Source organism: Klebsiella sp. HMSC09D12 (genome assembly GCF_001808475.1).
GTDB lineage: Bacteria > Pseudomonadota > Gammaproteobacteria > Enterobacterales > Enterobacteriaceae > Klebsiella > Klebsiella oxytoca.
Genome location: NZ_KV793473.1, coordinates 60,651 through 79,498, shown reverse-complemented (window position 1 = coordinate 79,498; position 18,848 = coordinate 60,651). Strand labels below are relative to the sequence as shown.

Genomic DNA, 18,848 nt, shown 5'->3' with positions numbered 1-18,848 from the left:
AGGCTAATAAGCGTTTGTAACAGAGGGTGATATCGGTGAAGACGCTATTTTCTGTAAGGCACGAACCAGGCGGGGATTATGCCGACCGGGTAAGACGCAAACCGCCGCCCGGCAGAACGACTTTCAGGAGGGGCTTCCCCCTCCCGTGAAGATCACAGCGCGATGCGGATAACGTCATCCGGCTGGGTCGCCTCTTTCTGACGCGTCGATTCCTGCTTCACGCTAACGTACAGCGTTTTGCCATCGGCGGAAAGCATCAGGCTGTTCGGGTGGGTCGGGGTTTTGAAAGTTTTGACCACCTTGTAGCTCTTACCATCGATCACGCTCACTTCCCCGGCTTTGCGGTGCGTCACGTAGGCTTCATTGCGCGTCGGGTTGAACAGAACGGCCAGGGACTCCGGCGCGGCGATTTTCTCCAGCACTTTGCCATCGCGAATATCGACCACCAGCACTTCCGGCTGTTTACTGTCGGTGATAAAGGCGCGATGACCGGCGGTATCAAGGCTGAGATTCAGATAGAAGTGCTCTTTGCCATCATCCTGCAACTTCTTGCGCGAGAGGATCTTATTGCTGGTACTGTCGATAGTCACCAGCTCGCCGTCGGCGTTGGTGGTATAGATGCGGTTCGCTTCTGCGTCCACCGCCAGGCCGGTCGCCATTGCGCCGGTATTAGCGATAGTGTCTTTCAGCGTCAGCTTGTCGCCATCCACAACCCAAATCACGCTCTCTTTACCCAGGCCGGTGATGTAGACGGTATTGGTTTTCTCATTGACCGCCAGCTCGCGCGGCGCCAGCGGGCGCACGGTTTCGCTGCGCTGACGAGCGTCGAGCACCAGACGCCCTTTTACCTTACCGGTTTTAGCATCAATGGCAGTGACGGTGCTGTCGGTAGTGTTACCAAACCACAGGGTCTGGGTGGCGTTATTGATCGTCGCGCCGAAGGGTTTCAGGTCGTTATGAATGATCTGGGTCACTTCGAGGGTCGTCGGATCGAGACGGTAAACGATGCCGCCTTTATCCAGCGAACGGCTTTGCGATGTGGCCACCCACAGCGCGTTCTCCTGCTGGCTATAGGCCATTTCGTATGCGCCCTTGCCGACGGCTTTGCGCAGCATTTCTTCCGCCGCATGGGCGCTAAAGCTCCCCGCCAGCAGTAATGAAGTTAACAACAGTGAACGGCGCAGACGCGGCGCGGACAGATGACGTAATGACATGACGACTCCCTTTGATAAAACAAATATATGCCTGCTCGACAGTGCTTCCGGGGCGCAAAATCATCGCTTTGCGCTATTCTCTGGAATGCGAATAGTAATCATTATTTATCGCAATGTGGAGCGTTAATTACCAGTTGTGTCCTGAGTATCACGCAATTCTTGCTATTTGTTAACTCAAATCCTGTTAAGTCTTTTCAAAAAATTTACAAAAGAGCTAACATATATACATATGTTCCGTTTGGTTCGTTTTGTGAGTAACGTTGATGAAAATCCTTTCCGTGCGCGCCGTCGCGCTCCCCGCTCTGCTTTTACCGCTGGTATCCGCTGCGCCAACCGCTATCGCCGCTGAACAGACCATGGTAGTTACCGCCGCGCCGTCGGCAGTCTCTGAACTCGATACCCCCGCCGCCGTCAGCGTGGTTAACGGCGATGAGATGCGCCAGGCTGCGCCGCGGGTTAACCTCTCCGAGTCGCTGGGCGCGGTACCGGGACTACAGGTGCAAAACCGCCAGAACTACGCGCAGGATCTGCAGCTTTCAATTCGCGGCTTTGGCTCTCGCTCCACCTACGGGGTGCGCGGGCTGCGCATTTACGTCGATGGCATCCCGGCCACCATGCCCGACGGCCAGGGGCAAACCTCGAATATTGATATTGGCAGCCTCGATTCGCTTGAAGTGCTGCGCGGACCGTTTTCCGCCCTGTACGGTAACTCCTCCGGCGGGGTGATCAACGCTACCAGCCAGACCGGCGCCCAGCCGCCAACTCTCGAAGCCAGCAGCTATTATGGCAGCTTCGGTACCTGGCATTACGGCATGAAAGCAACCGGCGCGGTCGGCGACGGCACCCATGCGGGCGATGTCGACTATGTGGTCTCCACCAACCGCTTCACCACCCATGGCTCCCGCGACCATAGCGGCGCGCGTAAGAATCTCGCCAACGCGAAGCTCGGCGTGCGCATCAATGACGTCAGTAAGCTGACCCTGCTGTTTAACAGCGTGGATATTAAAGCTAATGACGCGGGCGGCCTGAGCTATGACGAATGGCAAAACAATCCGCGCCAGTCGCCGAGAGGCGATGAGTACAATACCCGTAAAACCATCAAACAGACCCAGGCCGGTTTACGCTACGAGCGACAGCTGAGCGAGCAGGACGATCTGAGCGTGATGATGTATGCCGGCGAGCGTGAGACCACGCAATATCAGTCGATCCCGCGTGCGCCGCAGCTCAAACCCACCCATGCGGGCGGCGTGATCGACCTGACGCGTCACTATCAGGGCATTGATACCCGCTGGACGCACCGTGGCGAACTTCTGGTGCCGGTCACCTTTACCACCGGTCTCGACTACGAGACCATGAGCGAACGTCGCAAGGGTTACGAAAACTTTGTCATGAACAACGGCGCGCCGCAGTACGGGGAGAAAGGCGACCTGCGCCGCAACGAGCGCAACCTGATGTGGAACCTTGACCCTTATCTGCAAACCCAGTGGCAGCTCACCGAGAAGCTCTCTCTGGACGCCGGCGTGCGCTATAGCTCAGTCTGGTTCGATTCCAACGATTATTACATTACGCCGGGCAACGGCGATGACAGCGGCGAAGCCAGCTATCATAAATGGCTGCCGGCAGGCTCGCTGAAATATGCGGTAACCGACGCCTGGAATGTCTACGTCTCCGCCGGTCGCGGTTTCGAAACGCCGACGATCAATGAGCTTTCCTATCGCTCCGGCGACCAGGGCGGGCTGAATTTTGGCCTGCAGCCGTCGACCAACGAAACGGTTGAAATTGGCAGTAAGGCGCGAATCGGCAATGGCCTGTTAACTGCCGCGCTGTTCCAGACCGACACCGACAATGAGATTGTTGTCGATGCCAGCAGCGGGGGCCGTACCAGCTACAAAAACGCCGGGAAAACCCGTCGCCAGGGGATGGAACTGGGGCTGGATCAGCAGTTTGGCGAGAGCTGGCGTTTAAAAGCGGCCTGGACCTGGCTGGATGCGACCTATCGTACCAATGTCTGCGACGATGCCAGCTGTAAAGGTAATCGTATTCCGGGGATCGCCCGTAACATGGGCTACGCCTCCTTCGGCTACCAGCCCGAAAAAGGCTGGTACGCGGGCAGCGATATTCGCTATCTGAGCGATATTATGGCTAACGATGAGAACACCGCCAAAGCGCCGTCTTGGACAGTCGTCGGCCTGACGACCGGCTATAAATGGAGCTACGGCAAGATGGATATGGATCTGTTTGGCCGCGTCGATAACCTGTTTGACCGCCGCTACGCCGGTTCGGTTATCGTTAACGAATCCAATGGACGCTACTACGAACCGGCGCCGGGCCGCAACTACGGCATCGGGCTCAATCTGGCATGGCGATTTGAGTAACCCTTAACCGCTGAACCTCAAGGGGATCGCTTGCATGATCCCCTTGAGGATTAGCTGTGGCGGCTTGCTGACGTTAAATCACGTTTCTTAAGGACAATTCGAAGATAATCTTCTCCGCCTGGCAGGAGAAAGCAATTGAAGCCTCAAGCTTAACCTCATCACCGGCGGTCTCAATGGTATAGTCAACCTGCGGCGGCTCGCTGGCGGGTGCGGCGGCTTCGGCACGTTGGCGAACGGCCGCCAGGGTGGACTCAGCCTCTTCACGGCTGACGAAGTTTTTCTCAACTCGCCATACGCAGTCCTCATTATCAATAATCGAACCTACATCAATGGCACAGCCTTTGGTACTGCATTTATCTACAACATCTTTCATTGCGGTTACCTCGTAAAATTTTCTTTAGAATAAGAATCCATTTGCGGAAAGCAAACCAATAATATTCGTATGGTTGAGTCGTTTTATCATTATACGCCACCGCGTGAAGCGACTTCTTGCGCCACCGCATGGCTACGCCCTGATTGCGCACAGATCGCGCATCCGTCCTGGCGAGAGAGCCCAAAATATCGGCAACCATTCGTGCACACCATCACACTATCCTGCGTTGAGCCTCGTCTATAGCGCTTTGCGGCGTTACCCTTGTCACAAAATAACGCCAACAAGGAGCTGCCATGGCACTGCCAGTGATTATCGATTGCGATCCGGGTCACGACGACGCGATCGCCCTCGTTCTTGCCCTCGCCTCACCCGAACTCGATGTGAAAGCCGTCACCTCCTCCGCCGGAAACCAGACACCGGAAAAAACGCTGCGCAACGTCTTGCGGATGCTCACCCTGCTTAAGCGCCCGGATATTCCGGTCGCCGGCGGCGCGCTTAAGCCGCTGATGCGGGAGCTGATTATCGCCGATAACGTGCATGGCGAGAGTGGGCTTGACGGCCCGGCGCTGCCGGAGCCGGGCTTTGCCGCGCAGGCCTGCACCGCCGTCGAGCTGATGGCGAAAACGCTGCGCGAAAGCGCCGGGCCGGTTACGATCGTCGCTACCGGTCCGCAAACCAACGTCGCCCTGTTGCTCAACAGCCACCCTGAACTGCATAGCAAAATTGCCCGCATCGTGATGATGGGCGGCGCCATGGTGCTGGGTAACTGGCAGCCGGCGGTCGAGTTTAATATCTACGTCGACCCGGAAGCGGCAGAGATCGTTTTCCAGTCCGGGATCCCGGTGGTGATGGCCGGGCTGGATGTCACCCACAAAGCGCAAATCCACGTCGAAGATATCGAGCGTTTCCGCCGTATCGGCAATCCGATATCCACTATCGTCGCCGAACTACTCGACTTTTTCCTTGAGTACCATAAGGATGAAAAATGGGGTTTTGTCGGCGCTCCGCTGCACGATCCTTGCACCATTGCCTGGCTGCTGAAGCCGGAGATGTTTACCACCGTTGAACGCTGGGTCGGCGTGGAAACGCAGGGGAAATATACGCAGGGAATGACGGTGGTCGATTTCTACAACCTGACCGGCAAGACGCCAAATACGACGGTGATGCTCGACATCGATCGCCGGGCCTTTGTCGATCTGCTGGCCGAGCGGCTGGCGTTTTACGCCTGATGGTCAAACTATCCGGCAGGCGCGAAGCCTGCCGGGTACATGATTACTCGTCAGGAGAGACGCGAACCACGACCTTACCGAAGTTCTCACCCTTCAGCAGGCCGATGAGCGCCTGCGGCGCGTTCTCCAGGCCGTCAACGACCTGCTCGCGGTATTTGATTTTCCCTGCCTGCACCCAGCGCCCCATCTCCTGCTGGAACTCCGCAATCCGGTGACCGTAATCCTGGCCGATGATAAAGCCCTGCATCCGAATGCGTTTTTTGAGGATCGTCGCCATCAGCAGCGGTAAACGATCCGGGCCAGCGGGCAGCGCGGTAGCGTTGTAACCGCTGACCAGGCCGCAGACCGGCACGCGGGCCGATGTGTTCAACAGCGGCAGCACTTCATCGAATACTTTGCCGCCGACGTTCTCATAGTAGATATCGATGCCCTGCGGGCACGCTTCTAACAGCTTAACGGCAAAATCGGGCGCGCGGTGATCGATACAGACGTCGAAACCCAGCGTCTCTACCGCATAACGGCACTTCTCGCTGCCGCCCGCAATGCCTACCGTACGGCATCCTTTCAGCTTCGCTATCTGGCCGACCGTGGCGCCGACCGGCCCGGTGGCGGCGGCCACCACCAGCGTCTCGCCCGCTTTTGGCTGGCCGATATCGAGCAGTCCCATGTAGGCGGTAAAGCCCGGCATACCGAGGATACCCAGCGCCCAAGAGGGGTGTTCCGGGTTATCGCCCAGCTTCACCAGCCCGCTGCCATCGGAAATCTCATAATCCTGCCAGCCGCCGTAGCCCAGCACCCAATCGCCGGGCTGATAATCAGCATGGTTCGACGTTACAACGCGGCTTACGGTGCCGCCCACCATCACCGCGCCAATGGCGACCGGCGGCGAGTAGGAAGGCGCGTCGCTCATCCGCCCGCGCATATAGGGATCTAATGACAGAAAGACGGTGCGCAGCAGCAGCTGCCCCGGCCCAGGAGAAGCGACCTCACCCTCTTCCAGGCGGAAGTTCTCCCCGGTCGGCTCGCCGTGCGGACGGGATGCCAGCAGCCAGCGGCGGTGGCGTTGCGGATTAAAAGCCATAACAAACTCCTCTTTTGACAAGTCTGTGTTGAGGCTAGCTGCTTTCCCGTCAGCGCGCATTGACATTATGAGGCAGATTGATTGAGCCGGACGACCAGATAGACGCAGGGCTGCGTGGTTTCATTAATGAAGCGGCAGTCGTTCGGCGGCCCGAGCTCCAGACAATCCCCCGCCTGCATTTCGTGGCGCGTAGTGCCTTCGATAAACACCAGCTCGCCCTGCTGCAGCCAGATAAGCTGTCGCGCCAGAGCATAAGAAGCCGCCGGCATCGGAATATCGCTGCCCCCGGGCAGCTCCACTTGCACCAGATCGATAGGCAAATCGCTACGCGGCGACACGTGACGACGCAGATAGTGGCTCTGCGGGTCGTGCCACACCGGCTGATTAGCCAACCGCAGCAGCTTGCCTTCCTGCATCTCGGCGCGGGCGATCAGCGTCGACATACTAATGCCAAAGGCGCCGGAAAGCCGCCCAAGCATAGAGGCCGTCGGGCTGCTTTCGCCGCGCTCGATCTTGTGGATCATCGCCCGGGACGCGCCCGCCCGATCCGCCAGTTCGCTCAGCGACCAGCCGCGAGATTCCCGCTCAATACGGATGCGTGCGCTGATGCGCTGGTTCAGGTTGTCTTCTATAGTATTCATAGCGTGACACTATAGTGTAGGGCGTCTGTTTGCACAACCAGCCGAAAATGGCCGCTTATTCCGAGGAAAAGGCCCGACGTGATATTACGCCGGGCAATCTGGAGAAATCAGGGGATAATTAAACTTACATCCTTTAAGGCAATAAATGAAAAGAAAACGCCTCGACTAAATAAAGACGCGCAGGCCCACTGCGCCAAGATGATCGTCAATATTCCACGCCTCGTTATCGTTGCCCCAGGCTTTTTCGTAGCCGTATTCAAGATAGGTCACCGCGCTATTACCTAGCCAGTAATCAGTGCCTAATACCGTCGACTGGAAGTGCTGCCCGTCCATGGCATCCCCGCCCTGCGACCAGTTAAAATCAACGTACACTCCCCAGGCCGGCGTGATTTTAAACTGTGAGTCATATTCCAGGCCAAGCACCGTTTCCTGGTCATCACCATGCCGGGTATTACGATCGTAATGACCGCTGGTCGCCGCTTTAACATCATTAACTTTATTCAGGTAATACGTCACCTCCGCGCCGTTATACCAGGCGTGGTCACCGACGTTGGCGGTATATTTTGCGTTCATCCCCATGGAATACGTATTGCCGTCATAGGCATCACCGTTATTATCGGTGTAATGAAAGCAGTGACCATTCGGGCCAAAACTCTGGCAGCCGCTGGCTGACCCGCTATTTACCGTGTAATGATTATAGGCAACGGCGCTGGAGACGGAGAAGCCGTTATCCCAGCGATACTGCGCGGCGGCCGCGGCGCCGCCGTGAACGGTGGCTGAGCCATCGCGGTAAGCGTCATGCAGGTTCGGGCCATCGCCATAGGCCGCAAAGCCGATGCTGTCGACGTTGTCATTACCTTGCCCCATGACGCCAAGGGTCATATTTTTATCATTAAAATAGTAGATCGCCGCGGAGTTAATAATATCCGTCGACATTCCGGCGGTATCATGTTTCGCCTTTCCACCCCAGGCATAGGTTGTGTCAATGCCCAGCCCCCAGTCTGTCGGCGCATATTGTTTACCGAAGGTCACTACACCATATCGATCGTTACCAATACCGGCATAAGCCTGCCGGGTATAAACATCGTTGCCCTGGTCATCTGTTGCGGAATCTAAACCATGAACGCCAGTCTCATAATAACCTACGGCATAATTGCTCAGGCCGTTCAGATCAAAATTATGCCTTACGGCTACCCCCAGCCGTGAGTCATTATTCTGTATATTATGTTCCTGGCTATGATGAGAATCCGTTTTGGCCATTAAACGTACGGACCCTAAAATACCGATCGCCGTATCATCATTGCTCCACAGCGTCTCCCCTTTAGTCTGCGTTGCGGTATAAGCCGGTGCCGCCTGTAGCACATTGGTTTCAGCCGCCATGGTGGTATTGACTAATACATTACCCATAATAATTGTCAGTATCGAAGGCACTACTACTTTCATATTTTTCCTACGCGCCATTGCTTCACCCTTATCAGCAAAATGAATCCCTGCGTATAAATACGCATAATGGTATGAATGGAATATCGTTATAAAATCCACCAGAGTTATGCCGTCTATTTTTCCATACGCACTCTGATTAATGACAATATATCTTCCGGGGTTAAGCTATTTCTATTGCGTAAAAATAAAAAAGGGAATGCTATCACAATGATTTGTATCATCTTCAATACAATCATGAAGTTATCGTGGCCACAACTTCATTACTAAATGTCATCAAAATATAAAACTGGTAAATAAAAATTGAAAATATGACTGTAGAGTAATAGTGATACGTTCAATCAGTTGTAATACAGGAGTTATTGATTTGAATGATGAGACAGGAGAGTCCTGGACAGAGAACCGACGGATTCGGCAAGCCAGAGGAAAAATTTATGACTAAAACAGATGACAGCCTTGCGTACATTATTGTAATAATAGCGTACCACTATAGTGTACAAGCCTGAGGGTTACCATGATCATCCGCCATGCCAGCAAAGACGATTGCGCGGCAATCGCAGAAATCTACAACCATGCGGTCGTCCATACCGCCGCCATCTGGAACGATAAAACCGTCGATACCGACAATCGCATCGCGTGGTATGAAGCCCGACAGATCGCCGGTTATCCGGTGCTGGTGAGTGAAGAAAACGGCGTCATTACCGGTTATGCTTCCTTCGGAGACTGGCGCGCCTTTGATGGCTTTCGCCATACCGTCGAGCATTCCGTATATGTCCATCCTGCGCATCAGGGCAAAGGGCTGGGCCGCAGCCTGCTGGTGGCCCTGATCGCCGAAGCTAAGCGGTTGAATAAGCACGTGATGGTTGCCGGTATTGAAGCGCAAAATGAGGCTTCTTTACATCTGCACCACACGCTGGGCTTTATCACCACCGGACAGATGTCGCAGGTCGGCACGAAATTTGGCCGCTGGCTGGATTTGACCTTTATGCAGCTACAGCTTGACGATCGCCGCGATCCGGACGGCGGCGCATGAATCAGACGCTGACCCTGGCCTGTTTGATTGCCGCCGGCATTGGGCTGGTCGTGCAAAACACCCTGATGGTACGAATTACCCAGTCCGCATCGACCATTCTGATCGCTATGCTGCTGAACTCGCTGGTCGGCATCGTGATTTTTGTCACGATACTGCTGCTGAAGCACGGCGCGGCAGGGATTGAGGAGCTGGCGGTCAGCGTAAAGTGGTGGACGCTAATTCCGGGTTTGCTGGGTTCGTTCTTTGTCTTTGCCAGCATCAGCGGCTATCAGAACGTCGGGGCGGCGACCACCATCGCAGTATTGATTGCCAGTCAGTTGATCGGTGGCCTGGTGATGGATTTACTTCGCGCGCATGGCGTTCCGCTTCGCGCGCTGATTGGCCCACTCTGCGGTGCGGTAATGCTGGTTATCGGCGCCTGGCTGGTGGCCAGACGCCAGTTCTAGCGCCTGGCTTAGTGGATCTCGCCGCCGCGGGTCAACTGCTCCCGGCGCGCTTCCTGTTCCTCATGCTGCTGGCGGCCATGATGAGCAATAGCGTTACGCAAACGCTGCTGCTGCACGTAGCGCTCTTCTCGCCCCAGCCCGGCGTCGTCGCTTAATGTAATCAGCAGTTCGTTCATATGGCTAATGACGCTTTCGGCAATCGCCGCGTCCACGCGCGCGACGACCTCATCCAGATGCGACATGCTTCCTCCTTCCGGCTTAATTAAGTTTAACTTTGGAAAAATCGCTGCCCATCAGGCTCACGCTGTAGCCGCTAACGTTACTGCGCGTCGCGTAGAAGGTTTTGCCGGTTGCCAGGGTGATCCATGGGGCCTGCTGATAAAAAATCTCCTGCGCCTGAGCGTAGAGTTTAGCGCGCTCCTGCGGGTCGCTCACCAGGATAGCCTTTTTCACCAGCGCATCGTAGGGCTTATCGCACCAGCGGGCAACGTTGGAGCCGGTTTTAATGTTATCGCAGCTTAACAGGGTACCGGCAAAGTTATCCGGATCGCCGTTATCTGACATCCAGCCAAACAGCGCGCTGTCATGCTCCCCTTTGCGCATACCGGCGAGGTACTCGCCCCACTCATAGGTGACGATTTTGGCTTTGATGCCAACTTTGCTCCAGTCGTTCTGGATCATTTCAGCGATACGGCGCGAATTAGGATTATACGGGCGCTGCACCGGCATCGACCAGAGGGTGACTTCGGCCCCTTTTTCCAGCCCGGCCTGTTTAAGGAGATCTTTCGCTTTTTGCGGATCGTAGTCGTAATCGGGCAGATCTTTCTTATAGCCCAGCATATTGGCAGGGATCGGCGATTTCGCAACGCTGCCGGACTCCAGGAACACCGCTTTCACGATCGCCTGCTTGTCGGTGGCATAATTGAGCGCCTGCCGCACCAGCAGGTTATCGAACGGCTTTTTCTCGGTATTAAACGCCAGATAGCCGACGTTGAGCGCCTCAACCGAATGCAGCGCCAGATCTTTATTACCTTTAATCACCGGGAATTGTACCGGCGACGGCGCGGGAATAATCTGGCATTCATTGGTTTGTAGCTTCGCCAGCCGTGTCTCAACGTTCGGGGTGATCGAGAAGATCAGGTGTTTAGTCGGCACTTCACCATCCCAGTAGTGCGGGTTGGCAACATAGCGGATCAGCGAATCCACCTTATACTGCTGGAGGGCGTAAGGTCCGGTGCCGACAGGCCAGGTATCGATATACTCCGGCGTGCCTTTTTTCAGCATTGCATCGGCATATTCGGCAGACAGAATTGACGCAAAATCCATCCCCCAGTCGGCGAGGAATGCCGCATTGGGTTCGTTGAGCACAAACTGAACGTGGTAGTCATCGATCTTTTTGACCTCTTTAATCAGCTTATCCAGCCCGACGTCGTGAAAGTATTCGTATTGCCCGTGGGAAACATTGTGATAAGGATGATTCGCATCTTTCTGGCGCAGCACCGAGAACAGCACATCATCGGCGTTGAAATCGCGGGTCGGCTTAAAGAATTTATTGCTGTTGAACTGCACGCCTTTACGCAGGGTAAAGGTCCAGGTTTTGCCGTCCGGAGAGACGCTCCATTCCGTCGCGAGGGAAGGAACAGGCGTGTTTTTGACCGGATCAAAGTTTATCAGCCGGTTATACAGCACCTGAGAGCTGGCGACAAAAGAGGGCCCGGAACTGGCAATCTGCGGATTGAAGGATTCCGGAGAGGCTTCGGAGCAATAGACCAGCGTATCATCGCCCGCCGCCAGCGCGCTTGCTGCCGGCAGAAGTGCGCTCAACGCCAGCGCAATAAACGTTTTCCCTGTAAACATGGTTATAAGCCTTATGAATTTGTTATAAGTCCTTTAATAACAGCACAGGGGAATTCAACCGGCAAATAATCAATTGGTATCAGGTTATGCTAAAAACCGCTTTTTCGCCGATTAATTCAGCATCTCTACTGTCACTCCCCCCTCGATTTCAGTCATAAATGTGAAGCGTGCGAAAGGTTGCGAAAAAACAGGGCGATAACCGCCCGGACGGCATCACGCGGCGGCGCAACCCGGTACACTCGGCAAATCGCAACGCCAGGAGAAACCTACAATGACAATAACCTGCACTCTCTACACCAACGGCCAGTGGCACGATGCGGAAGGCCATGCCACTTTTACCCGCTACAACCCGCTGACGCAAGAAAACGCCTCCGTTGCCAGCGCCGCCAGCCTGGCTGACGCTCGCCGCTGCGCCGATACCGCCGGCGCGGCGTATCCGCAATGGCGCGATACGATACCCGCAGAACGGCGACGCCTCCTGCTGGACGCTGCCGAAGAGATGCTGCGCCGTGAGGCGAAGTTTATTGCCGCGATGGCGGCCGAAACGGGAGCCACCGCGCACTGGGCCGGTTTTAACGTGCATCTGGCCGCCGATATCCTGCGCGAAGCCGCCGCATTGACCACGCAAATCGAAGGCCAGGTGATCCCCTCTAACGTGCCGGGAAATCTGGCGTTGGGCATCCGTCAGGGGGCGGGCGTCGTACTCAGCATGGCGCCGTGGAACGCACCATTGATTCTGGCGACTCGCGCTATCGCCACGCCGCTGGCCTGCGGAAATACGGTTATTCTCAAAGGCGCGGAGCTCTCGCCGGCGACTCAGGGGCTAATTATCGATGCCCTGGCGGCGGCGGGCTTCCCCGCCGGCGTGGTGAATTATCTGACCTGCACTCCCGCCGACGCTCCTGCGCTGGTGGAGTCTCTAATAGCGCACCCCGCCGTACGTCGCATCAACTTCACCGGTTCGACGCCGGTAGGACGGATTATCGCCCGCACCTGCGGGGAGCATCTGAAACCGGCGGTGCTTGAACTGGGCGGCAAGGCACCGCTGCTGGTGCTCGACGACGCTGACCTCGAACAGGCGGCTGCGGGCGCCGTTTTTGGCGCATTCGCCAACGCCGGACAAATCTGCATGTCGACCGAGCGCATCATTGTGGATGCGGCCGTCGCGGAAGAGTTTGTGGCGCTGCTAGCCAGGCGCGCGGCGGCCCTGCCCGCCAGCCTGCTCGGCCCGGTGGTAGAGATGAAGACCGTCACCCGCTGCAATGCCTTGATAGAGGATGCGCTGGCGAAGGGCGCGCGCCTGCTCACAGGCGGCACATCCAATTCGACGCAAATGCGCGCCACCCTGCTCGATGGCGTCACCCGGGAAATGCGCATCTGGCATGAGGAATCGTTCGGCCCGGTGAAATCGATTATTCGCGTTCAGAACGAAGCCGAAGCGCTGGCCGTCGCGAACGAAAGCGAATATGGCCTCTCGTCGGCGATATACAGTCGGGACAGCGCCCGGGCGTGGAACCTGGCGCAAAATCTGCAAACCGGCATTTGCCACATCAACGGCCCCACCGTGCACGATGAAGCGCAAATGCCGTTTGGCGGCTGTAAATCATCGGGCTATGGCCGCTTTGGCGGACGCGCGGGGATTGCCGAGTTTACCGAGCTGCGCTGGATCACGCTGCAAACGCTCCCGCGCGAGCTGCCGTTTTAAGTTTCAAGGCCGCCAATGGTTCTTGAATTCCCACAGGCGATTAAAGGCCACGTCATCCAGCTGTCGTTCTGCGGAAATATTGCCGCGGAACGGTCGGGAGGTGGTGGCCGCAGCGCCCCATGGGGAAAGCCGATCGTAGCTTTGATCGATAGCGCTGTTGGCGATCAGCACCTGTCCGTTGGCGGTCTGCCCCGCTAAATAGCCGGTCTTGCCTGCCCCCTGATCCCAGGCGCGGCCCAGCTTTGCCTTGAAACTGCCCTGATAGCCGCTGTCGCCGGTAAAGCGGCTGTTCTTCACCAGAAAGCCGTATGGATTATCCGGCAACGTGTTCGGCGCCAGCACGTAAGCCTCGGGAGAACGGCGCGTCGAGACGGTGTGGAAATGCACATTGTCAAAGACCGCATTCGCCCGGCCGAAGACATAATCCACGTCCCCTTCGACGTAGCTGTCTTTGACGTATACGCGGCTAATGCGATCCGTCACCGCTTCATTACGCAGGTTGCTGGTATTCAAATAGAGCGTATCCTGGCGTCCCAGCAAACGGACTTTCTCCAGCTGCACGCGATCGCCATCCGTCCGCAGAGCCACCCCCTGGTGGGTACCGCCATCAACGGTATCCAGCAGACTGTTGGCTACGCTAAGATTAACCAGCTGGAAATCAGCGCTTTGCGACCACATCACCGCCGCGCAGTTGGTGCCTATTGTCTTACTGGTACGCCCGGCGCAAAGCGCATACTGGTACCAGGCGGGGTCGCCTTCACGATACTGATGCTGGCCGTTCACCTGCTCGCGATAGCGCTGCGCAGAAAATTGTGAATCCAGCGCCAGCTCAATCCTGACCTCTTCGGGCTGCTCTCCGGCGCCATAAAGGGTTATCGGCGGCGCCCCTGCGGGGATATAGACCGTTTCCCGATAGATGCCTGGCTCGATACGGATATAGATACGCTCATTCTTTGCCGAATGCTGGGCTATTGCCGCATTAACCGCCTGCTGAATGCGGGAGTACGGCGCTCCCGCAGGCGCCACGCGCCAGGCGCTTTCCGTTTGCGGAAGGCTAACTGGCGATGGCGACCATGGCCCATCCGGGGCACTCAACGCGCCGCCCTGCGCAAAATAGCGCTCCATGGTGAAGCTTGCCGCTTCCGCCGCCGTAAGCTGCGGGCGGGAAGCCGTCCCGCGCGGATGTTGCGTTACGCACCCTTGCAGAAGCAGAGGCGTACAGAGTAAAGCCGAGATACCCAGGATGTTGATTATTCGCATTTCACGCTCGCCACATATAAAAGAAACGGAATATCAAAATAAATGAAATATTGTTTCTTTTTGTATGTAGCGATCACGAATCAGACTTCTGCCTCAATGCTGGCATAAAAATTGTCAAGCGTGCGGGCCAGCGCCGATGGGTTTTCCCACGCCATTGAATGCCCGGCCAGCGGGATCGCTAACAGCGGGATCCCCGCCGCGACAGTATCCGTCGCTTCTTGAGCCGGTAACGAATGCTCTCCGTAAATCAGGGCCTTAGGACAGGATAAATGGATAAAGCGAGTAAACCAGGACGGATTAGCGCCCTTCACCAGGCTGGACGCTCCGCGCCACACCGCCCACGGAGCGCTGTTTTGCAGGCAACCGGCCCAGGGCGAGGTTTCGGCACTGAGCATCTCGGCATAGCCCCGGGCAATAAAGCGCTCTTCGGTTTGTTCCGCGATGCGCCTGCTGTACATCCCGCCCCCGGGATAGAGATTGGGTTCGGCCACCAGCAGCCCCAGCACCCGTTCGGCGAGCCGTTCTGCGGCTTCAATCGCCACGCTGCCGCCCATGCTGTGACCATACAAGTAGCAGCGCGTTAGCCCTAAGCAATCCAGAAGCTCAACTATCACTCCGGCCTGATCGCCAATGCGATAGCCGAAAGATGGCGGCTTGTCGCTGTAGCCGTATCCGGGTAAATCGACCAGAATCGTTCGCCGTCCGGCCAGCGCAGGATCGGCGGCCACGCGAGGATAGTCATAGGTTGAGGCGCAGCCCAGGCCGCGGATAAAGATAATCGGTTCACCGCGGCCGGGCAGGTCCAGCCAGCGCACGTTGCCGCCGGCCTGAGAGGAATAGAAACTGTTCATCGAAGATCATCCGTTAGTTGAGCCTGTTTTTTTATACAGTCATCACTAAAAGTTAGCCATCGATTTTTCAATCAGAACAAAGAGACCAGCAACGCCATGGGAAAGCTGAACGGCCATGTCGCGCCAATCAGCAGCGCCGCCAGCAGGCGGATCCAGCGGCTCTCTTTCGTTAAGAACCAGCTTATTACCGCGCAGATACAGCCCATAACTGCATAAAAAACCAGCATTTTCTGGTACAACGTCATTTTTCTTCTTCCTTCCCTGAGAGGCATTTTCGCGTCAAGCGATGCCTTTTCGTACCCCAGCGTACGTCAGAGTTTATGGCATAATAAAACGAGTCACGGCTTTAATTTTCAGAAATACGCCCGATTCGGCTTAGTCCGATAGCGCAACCTTTGACCTCGTACTATAACTGTAGAGGCTAATTCATTAAGGTGGCGTTATGGATGTTTCCAGCAAAACCGTCCTTCTGATAAATGTCGGCGCAGCGCTTGCGCTAATCGGCCTGTTGTCCGTTCGTTTTGGTTGGTTTTAGCGATTTTACTCAGCAATGAAACCTAAAAAAGCAGCCTTTGAAGGCTGCTTTTTTACGATTTAATAGCGCCAGCCTCAGCTGTAGAGGCGTGTTGTTGCACGGTCATCAGCTTCTGCAATTCAGGATCCCACGCCGGGAGCAGGTCAACTTTTTCACTGTCCCACGCGGCCGCAGCGCAAACCGCTTCTGCTACGCCCTGTTTTTCACAATCAACAATCTGTTTAGCGGGAAAATTCCCGTAAAGCATCGCTGTGGCGCAGGCCACGAAGAGAAAACACGCTATTTTTTTCAAAACTATATCAACGTCGAAGCAACAAATTGCGCCGAATGTTCGCATGAGCGGCTATATAAAGTCAAACCCGCTTCCCTGCCCCACCAGCCGTCATCATCGCGGCTTATTTAACATAAATATTACATATCCGCTAAATTTAAAGGGGGGCACGAAAATATTAATGGCGATAAATGAATATCTCTTGCCTTTCAGAACTTATTCTCACAACCCGCAGTTAATAACACCTTTATTTATAGGGTTATATATTTGATGGCTTAAGTTTAAATAAGCCTCATTTGCCGCAATCAGCGCTGCGCGCTATTCTCCGAAGCTCACGGGCCTTTCCTGTCGCAGGGCAATTGTTTACTATTCTTTATCCAATCATCAGCATTGAGCCAAGAGGCGATCATCATTATTAGCGGGTTCGATGGCGGCCAGGATGCAGTAAAACGGGTTAAAAAGACAAAACACCATTACTTATCAATAGCTTACAAAACCAAAATAGCGATAAAACTTTTCTGTCGATTTTAAATGATAAGAAATATCATTTGCCTTGTTTCGCATAAAATCATACATTCATAATTACAAGTTATGCGAAGCTTGTTTTTTACTCATTGCTTTTTGAGGTGGTACATGTCCGGAATCGCCGTGCTTATTGTGGCGTTAATTTTACTTATTGCTGCAATTTATAATCTTTTTTCTTATGTTCGCGAGCGTCGTCAATCAAGTTTACCGAGCAAAAAAAACAAACGTTAGCCTGTTAATCATTTGCCAAAAAATAAATAACGCCGTACGTATTTAATTTCTGATGACCTGATATCAGGCAAAATCACAGCAACAAGTTAATATCTCCAGCGCAACAAAAAGCCCCTGCATTGCCTGCAGGGGCTGGCGAACTTTTCCGTCAGTTAACGAGAGGACCCGGAAGAGCACATCCCTCGCCCCGAGGACTAACCGGCCCCACCCGGCGCTTATCTCCGGCACTCATCATGGCTTAGCTCTTGAAGGGGCTTAAGAATATTCTCATAAACGCACGCTTCTGTTTTAACATTTTTTGCTATGGTAACTATTAGCAGGCTAATCTGAATCACTCATCCTCTACCCGTGCTTGATCATCACATGACGGATGGTCGTATAATCCTCCAGGCCATACATCGACATATCCTTGCCGTAGCCGGAGAGCTTCTGCCCGCCATGCGGCATTTCGCTAACCAGCATAAAATGCGTATTGACCCAGGTACAGCCATACTGCAGGCGGGCGCTGAGCCGGTGCGCTCTGCCGACATCGCGAGTCCATACCGACGAGGCAAGACCATATTGGGAATCGTTGGCCCAGCACAACGCTTGCTCTTCATCGCTAAATGCGGTGATGCTGACAACCGGACCAAAAACCTCCCGCTGCACAATCGCATCGTCCTGCTTCGCCCCTGCCAGCAGCGTGGGCTGGAAGTAGTAACCATTGCCCGGCGCTTTGCTGCCGCCGGTCACCACCTGAATATGCGGCAAGGCACGAGCCGCATCGACGGCGGCGCTGACCCTGTCCAGATGCGCCTGCGAGCTCAGCGGGCCCAGTTCGGTCGTTTCATCGTCCGGCGGTCCAATCTTCAGGCTGGCGACCGCCGCGCCGAGCTTTTCCACCAGTTGGTCATAGATTCCGGCCTGCGCGTAAATGCGGCAGGCGGCGGTACAGTCCTGACCGGCGTTATAAAACCCAAAGGTCCGTACCCCCTCCACCACCGCGTCAATATCCGCATCATCAAAAACGATAACCGGCGCCTTCCCGCCCAGCTCCATATGGGTTCGCTTAATCGACGCCGCGGTATGGCCGATAATATGCGCGCCGGTAGCAATCGAGCCGGTTAGCGACACCATGCGAACCCGGGCATGGGCGGTCAGCGGATCGCCGACGGTTGCTCCGCGCCCGAACAGGACATTAAGCACCCCGGCGGGGAAAATCTCCTGCGCCAGTTCACCTAACTTCAGCGCGGTGAGCGGAGTGATCTCAGAGGGTTTTATTACCACGCAGTTGCCTGCCGCCAGCGCTGGCGCCAGTTTCCAGGCCGCCATCATGAGCGGATAGTTCCACGGCGCGATAGAAGCCACCACGCCGACCGGATCGCGGCGGATCATCGAGGTGTGGCCTTCGTGGTATTCACCTGCCGCCATACCCGGCAGACAGCGCGCTGCACCGGCGAAAAATCGGAAAACATCGGCAACCGCCGGTAGCTCATCGTTGACCACGCAGTGCAGCGGTTTGCCGCAGTTCAACGACTCCAGTTGAGCCAGCTCCTGGGCATGTTCAGTAATCAGATCCGCCAGCCGCAGCAGGCATTCGGCGCGGGTTTTCGGCGTCGTCTGACTCCAGCCGGCAAAGGCCAGGTCAGCGGCGTCAACCGCAGCATCAACCTGCGTCGCAGAGGCCTCCGCAATCGACAAAATCTCTTCGCCGGTGGCTGGATTAAACACCGGCACAGTCTCGCCTTCGCCAGCCACTAACTTACCGTTTATCAAAAGGTTATTTTGCATAGCATTATCCT

At 55.5% G+C, this 18,848-nt stretch carries 19 protein-coding genes; 7 read left to right on the top strand and 12 right to left on the bottom strand.

All coding sequences use genetic code 11. From position 1 onward, the window contains the following. Window positions 1–152: 152 nt before the first annotated feature. Window positions 153–1,214: a 7-bladed beta-propeller protein YncE gene (locus HMPREF3178_RS11855; protein WP_016807844.1), complete on the bottom strand. Its 1,062-nt coding sequence runs from the start codon at window positions 1,212–1,214 to the stop codon at window positions 153–155. Between the two features lie 263 nt (window positions 1,215–1,477). Between HMPREF3178_RS11855 and pqqU the strand changes: the two genes are divergently transcribed. Continuing rightward, entirely contained in the window at window positions 1,478–3,589 is a 2,112-nt protein-coding gene (gene pqqU, locus HMPREF3178_RS11850) for a TonB-dependent receptor PqqU (protein WP_004101853.1), read from the top strand. 73 nt (window positions 3,590–3,662) lie between these two features. Here pqqU and HMPREF3178_RS11845 read toward each other — a convergent pair whose 3' ends face one another. Further along, complete coding sequence (locus HMPREF3178_RS11845; protein ID WP_017145949.1) at window positions 3,663–3,962, bottom strand: DUF406 domain-containing protein; 300 nt, start codon at window positions 3,960–3,962, stop codon at window positions 3,663–3,665. A gap of 293 nt (window positions 3,963–4,255) precedes the next feature. On the opposite strand from HMPREF3178_RS11845, the gene rihA reads away from it, so the two are divergent. Beyond that, window positions 4,256–5,191, top strand: coding sequence for a pyrimidine-specific ribonucleoside hydrolase RihA (rihA, locus tag HMPREF3178_RS11840; RefSeq protein WP_004101849.1), 936 nt, complete (start codon window positions 4,256–4,258; stop codon window positions 5,189–5,191). A gap of 43 nt (window positions 5,192–5,234) precedes the next feature. Here the strand turns inward: rihA and HMPREF3178_RS11835 are convergent, their stop codons facing one another. From HMPREF3178_RS11835 to HMPREF3178_RS11825, 3 genes are all read right to left on the bottom strand, one after another. Then, window positions 5,235–6,272 carry an NADP-dependent oxidoreductase gene (locus HMPREF3178_RS11835; protein ID WP_004112778.1) on the bottom strand — a complete coding sequence of 346 codons (1,038 nt, stop codon included), beginning with the start codon at window positions 6,270–6,272 and terminating at the stop codon, window positions 5,235–5,237. A gap of 65 nt (window positions 6,273–6,337) precedes the next feature. Further along, complete coding sequence (locus tag HMPREF3178_RS11830) at window positions 6,338–6,913, bottom strand: helix-turn-helix domain-containing protein (protein WP_004101846.1); 576 nt, start codon at window positions 6,911–6,913, stop codon at window positions 6,338–6,340. Window positions 6,914–7,078: 165 nt separating this feature from the next. Continuing rightward, entirely contained in the window at window positions 7,079–8,374 is a 1,296-nt protein-coding gene (locus HMPREF3178_RS11825; RefSeq protein WP_017145950.1) for a porin, read from the bottom strand. A 493-nt stretch (window positions 8,375–8,867) separates the two neighbouring features. Between HMPREF3178_RS11825 and HMPREF3178_RS11820 the strand changes: the two genes are divergently transcribed. Together HMPREF3178_RS11820 and HMPREF3178_RS11815 are read left to right on the top strand one after the other, a co-directional pair. Then, window positions 8,868–9,386 carry a GNAT family N-acetyltransferase gene (locus tag HMPREF3178_RS11820; RefSeq protein WP_017145952.1) on the top strand — a complete coding sequence of 173 codons (519 nt, stop codon included), beginning with the start codon at window positions 8,868–8,870 and terminating at the stop codon, window positions 9,384–9,386. Continuing rightward, entirely contained in the window at window positions 9,383–9,832 is a 450-nt protein-coding gene (locus HMPREF3178_RS11815) for a DMT family transporter (RefSeq protein WP_017145953.1), read from the top strand. Before HMPREF3178_RS11820 ends, HMPREF3178_RS11815 begins: the two co-directional genes overlap by 4 nt. Window positions 9,833–9,840: 8 nt before the next feature. Here HMPREF3178_RS11815 and HMPREF3178_RS11810 read toward each other — a convergent pair whose 3' ends face one another. Then, window positions 9,841–10,074 (bottom strand): DUF2526 family protein, encoded by a 234-nt coding sequence (locus tag HMPREF3178_RS11810; protein ID WP_004101835.1) that lies wholly within the window; start codon window positions 10,072–10,074, stop codon window positions 9,841–9,843. A 16-nt stretch (window positions 10,075–10,090) separates the two neighbouring features. Continuing rightward, complete coding sequence (locus HMPREF3178_RS11805) at window positions 10,091–11,689, bottom strand: ABC transporter substrate-binding protein (RefSeq protein ID WP_017145954.1); 1,599 nt, start codon at window positions 11,687–11,689, stop codon at window positions 10,091–10,093. A 271-nt stretch (window positions 11,690–11,960) separates the two neighbouring features. Here HMPREF3178_RS11805 and HMPREF3178_RS11800 point away from each other — a divergent pair, with 271 nt between their 5' ends. After that, complete coding sequence (locus HMPREF3178_RS11800; protein ID WP_004112770.1) at window positions 11,961–13,394, top strand: aldehyde dehydrogenase; 1,434 nt, start codon at window positions 11,961–11,963, stop codon at window positions 13,392–13,394. A gap of 3 nt (window positions 13,395–13,397) precedes the next feature. Here HMPREF3178_RS11800 and HMPREF3178_RS11795 read toward each other — a convergent pair whose 3' ends face one another. The 3 genes from HMPREF3178_RS11795 to HMPREF3178_RS11785 all read right to left on the bottom strand — a co-directional run bounded on the left by HMPREF3178_RS11795 (window position 13,398) and on the right by HMPREF3178_RS11785 (window position 15,750). Continuing rightward, complete coding sequence (locus tag HMPREF3178_RS11795; RefSeq protein ID WP_004101825.1) at window positions 13,398–14,654, bottom strand: putative acyl-CoA thioester hydrolase; 1,257 nt, start codon at window positions 14,652–14,654, stop codon at window positions 13,398–13,400. Between the two features lie 80 nt (window positions 14,655–14,734). Next, entirely contained in the window at window positions 14,735–15,505 is a 771-nt protein-coding gene (locus tag HMPREF3178_RS11790) for an alpha/beta fold hydrolase (RefSeq protein ID WP_070585171.1), read from the bottom strand. A 71-nt stretch (window positions 15,506–15,576) separates the two neighbouring features. Beyond that, a complete protein-coding gene (locus tag HMPREF3178_RS11785) occupies window positions 15,577–15,750 on the bottom strand; it encodes a GhoT/OrtT family toxin (RefSeq protein ID WP_004101823.1) in 174 nt (57 codons plus the stop codon). A 197-nt stretch (window positions 15,751–15,947) separates the two neighbouring features. On the opposite strand from HMPREF3178_RS11785, the gene yncL reads away from it, so the two are divergent. After that, window positions 15,948–16,040, top strand: coding sequence for a stress response membrane protein YncL (gene yncL / locus HMPREF3178_RS11780; RefSeq protein WP_004101822.1), 93 nt, complete (start codon window positions 15,948–15,950; stop codon window positions 16,038–16,040). Between the two features lie 52 nt (window positions 16,041–16,092). On the opposite strand, the gene HMPREF3178_RS11775 is transcribed toward yncL, so the two are convergent. Beyond that, a complete protein-coding gene (locus HMPREF3178_RS11775; RefSeq protein WP_017145955.1) occupies window positions 16,093–16,377 on the bottom strand; it encodes a hypothetical protein in 285 nt (94 codons plus the stop codon). Window positions 16,378–16,944: 567 nt separating this feature from the next. On the opposite strand from HMPREF3178_RS11775, the gene HMPREF3178_RS30900 reads away from it, so the two are divergent. Continuing rightward, on the top strand, window positions 16,945–17,067 hold the full coding sequence (locus HMPREF3178_RS30900) for a small membrane protein (RefSeq protein WP_004101819.1): 123 nt from the start codon (window positions 16,945–16,947) through the stop codon (window positions 17,065–17,067). 342 nt (window positions 17,068–17,409) lie between these two features. On the opposite strand, the gene patD is transcribed toward HMPREF3178_RS30900, so the two are convergent. Further along, window positions 17,410–18,837 (bottom strand): aminobutyraldehyde dehydrogenase, encoded by a 1,428-nt coding sequence (gene patD / locus HMPREF3178_RS11770; RefSeq protein ID WP_017145956.1) that lies wholly within the window; start codon window positions 18,835–18,837, stop codon window positions 17,410–17,412. Window positions 18,838–18,848: the final 11 nt, after the last annotated feature.

Excerpts from the sequence above, each read along its gene's own strand:
- HMPREF3178_RS11795 (WP_004101825.1), bottom strand. The coding sequence starts at position 14,654 with ATGCGAATAATCAACATCCTGGGTATCTCGGCTTTACTCTGTACGCCT.
- HMPREF3178_RS11830 (WP_004101846.1), bottom strand. The coding sequence starts at position 6,913 with ATGAATACTATAGAAGACAACCTGAACCAGCGCATCAGCGCACGCATC.
- patD (WP_017145956.1), bottom strand. The coding sequence starts at position 18,837 with ATGCAAAATAACCTTTTGATAAACGGTAAGTTAGTGGCTGGCGAAGGC.
- HMPREF3178_RS11835 (WP_004112778.1), bottom strand. The coding sequence starts at position 6,272 with ATGGCTTTTAATCCGCAACGCCACCGCCGCTGGCTGCTGGCATCCCGT.
- HMPREF3178_RS11825 (WP_017145950.1), bottom strand. The coding sequence starts at position 8,374 with ATGGCGCGTAGGAAAAATATGAAAGTAGTAGTGCCTTCGATACTGACA.
- HMPREF3178_RS11790 (WP_070585171.1), bottom strand. The coding sequence starts at position 15,505 with ATGAACAGTTTCTATTCCTCTCAGGCCGGCGGCAACGTGCGCTGGCTG.
- pqqU (WP_004101853.1), top strand. The coding sequence starts at position 1,478 with ATGAAAATCCTTTCCGTGCGCGCCGTCGCGCTCCCCGCTCTGCTTTTA.
- HMPREF3178_RS11820 (WP_017145952.1), top strand. The coding sequence starts at position 8,868 with ATGATCATCCGCCATGCCAGCAAAGACGATTGCGCGGCAATCGCAGAA.
- HMPREF3178_RS11805 (WP_017145954.1), bottom strand. The coding sequence starts at position 11,689 with ATGTTTACAGGGAAAACGTTTATTGCGCTGGCGTTGAGCGCACTTCTG.
- HMPREF3178_RS11855 (WP_016807844.1), bottom strand. The coding sequence starts at position 1,214 with ATGTCATTACGTCATCTGTCCGCGCCGCGTCTGCGCCGTTCACTGTTG.
- HMPREF3178_RS11775 (WP_017145955.1), bottom strand. The coding sequence starts at position 16,377 with ATGCGAACATTCGGCGCAATTTGTTGCTTCGACGTTGATATAGTTTTG.
- HMPREF3178_RS11810 (WP_004101835.1), bottom strand. The coding sequence starts at position 10,074 with ATGTCGCATCTGGATGAGGTCGTCGCGCGCGTGGACGCGGCGATTGCC.
- rihA (WP_004101849.1), top strand. The coding sequence starts at position 4,256 with ATGGCACTGCCAGTGATTATCGATTGCGATCCGGGTCACGACGACGCG.
- HMPREF3178_RS11800 (WP_004112770.1), top strand. The coding sequence starts at position 11,961 with ATGACAATAACCTGCACTCTCTACACCAACGGCCAGTGGCACGATGCG.
- yncL (WP_004101822.1), top strand. The coding sequence starts at position 15,948 with ATGGATGTTTCCAGCAAAACCGTCCTTCTGATAAATGTCGGCGCAGCG.
- HMPREF3178_RS30900 (WP_004101819.1), top strand. The coding sequence starts at position 16,945 with ATGTCCGGAATCGCCGTGCTTATTGTGGCGTTAATTTTACTTATTGCT.
- HMPREF3178_RS11785 (WP_004101823.1), bottom strand. The coding sequence starts at position 15,750 with ATGACGTTGTACCAGAAAATGCTGGTTTTTTATGCAGTTATGGGCTGT.
- HMPREF3178_RS11815 (WP_017145953.1), top strand. The coding sequence starts at position 9,383 with ATGAATCAGACGCTGACCCTGGCCTGTTTGATTGCCGCCGGCATTGGG.
- HMPREF3178_RS11845 (WP_017145949.1), bottom strand. The coding sequence starts at position 3,962 with ATGAAAGATGTTGTAGATAAATGCAGTACCAAAGGCTGTGCCATTGAT.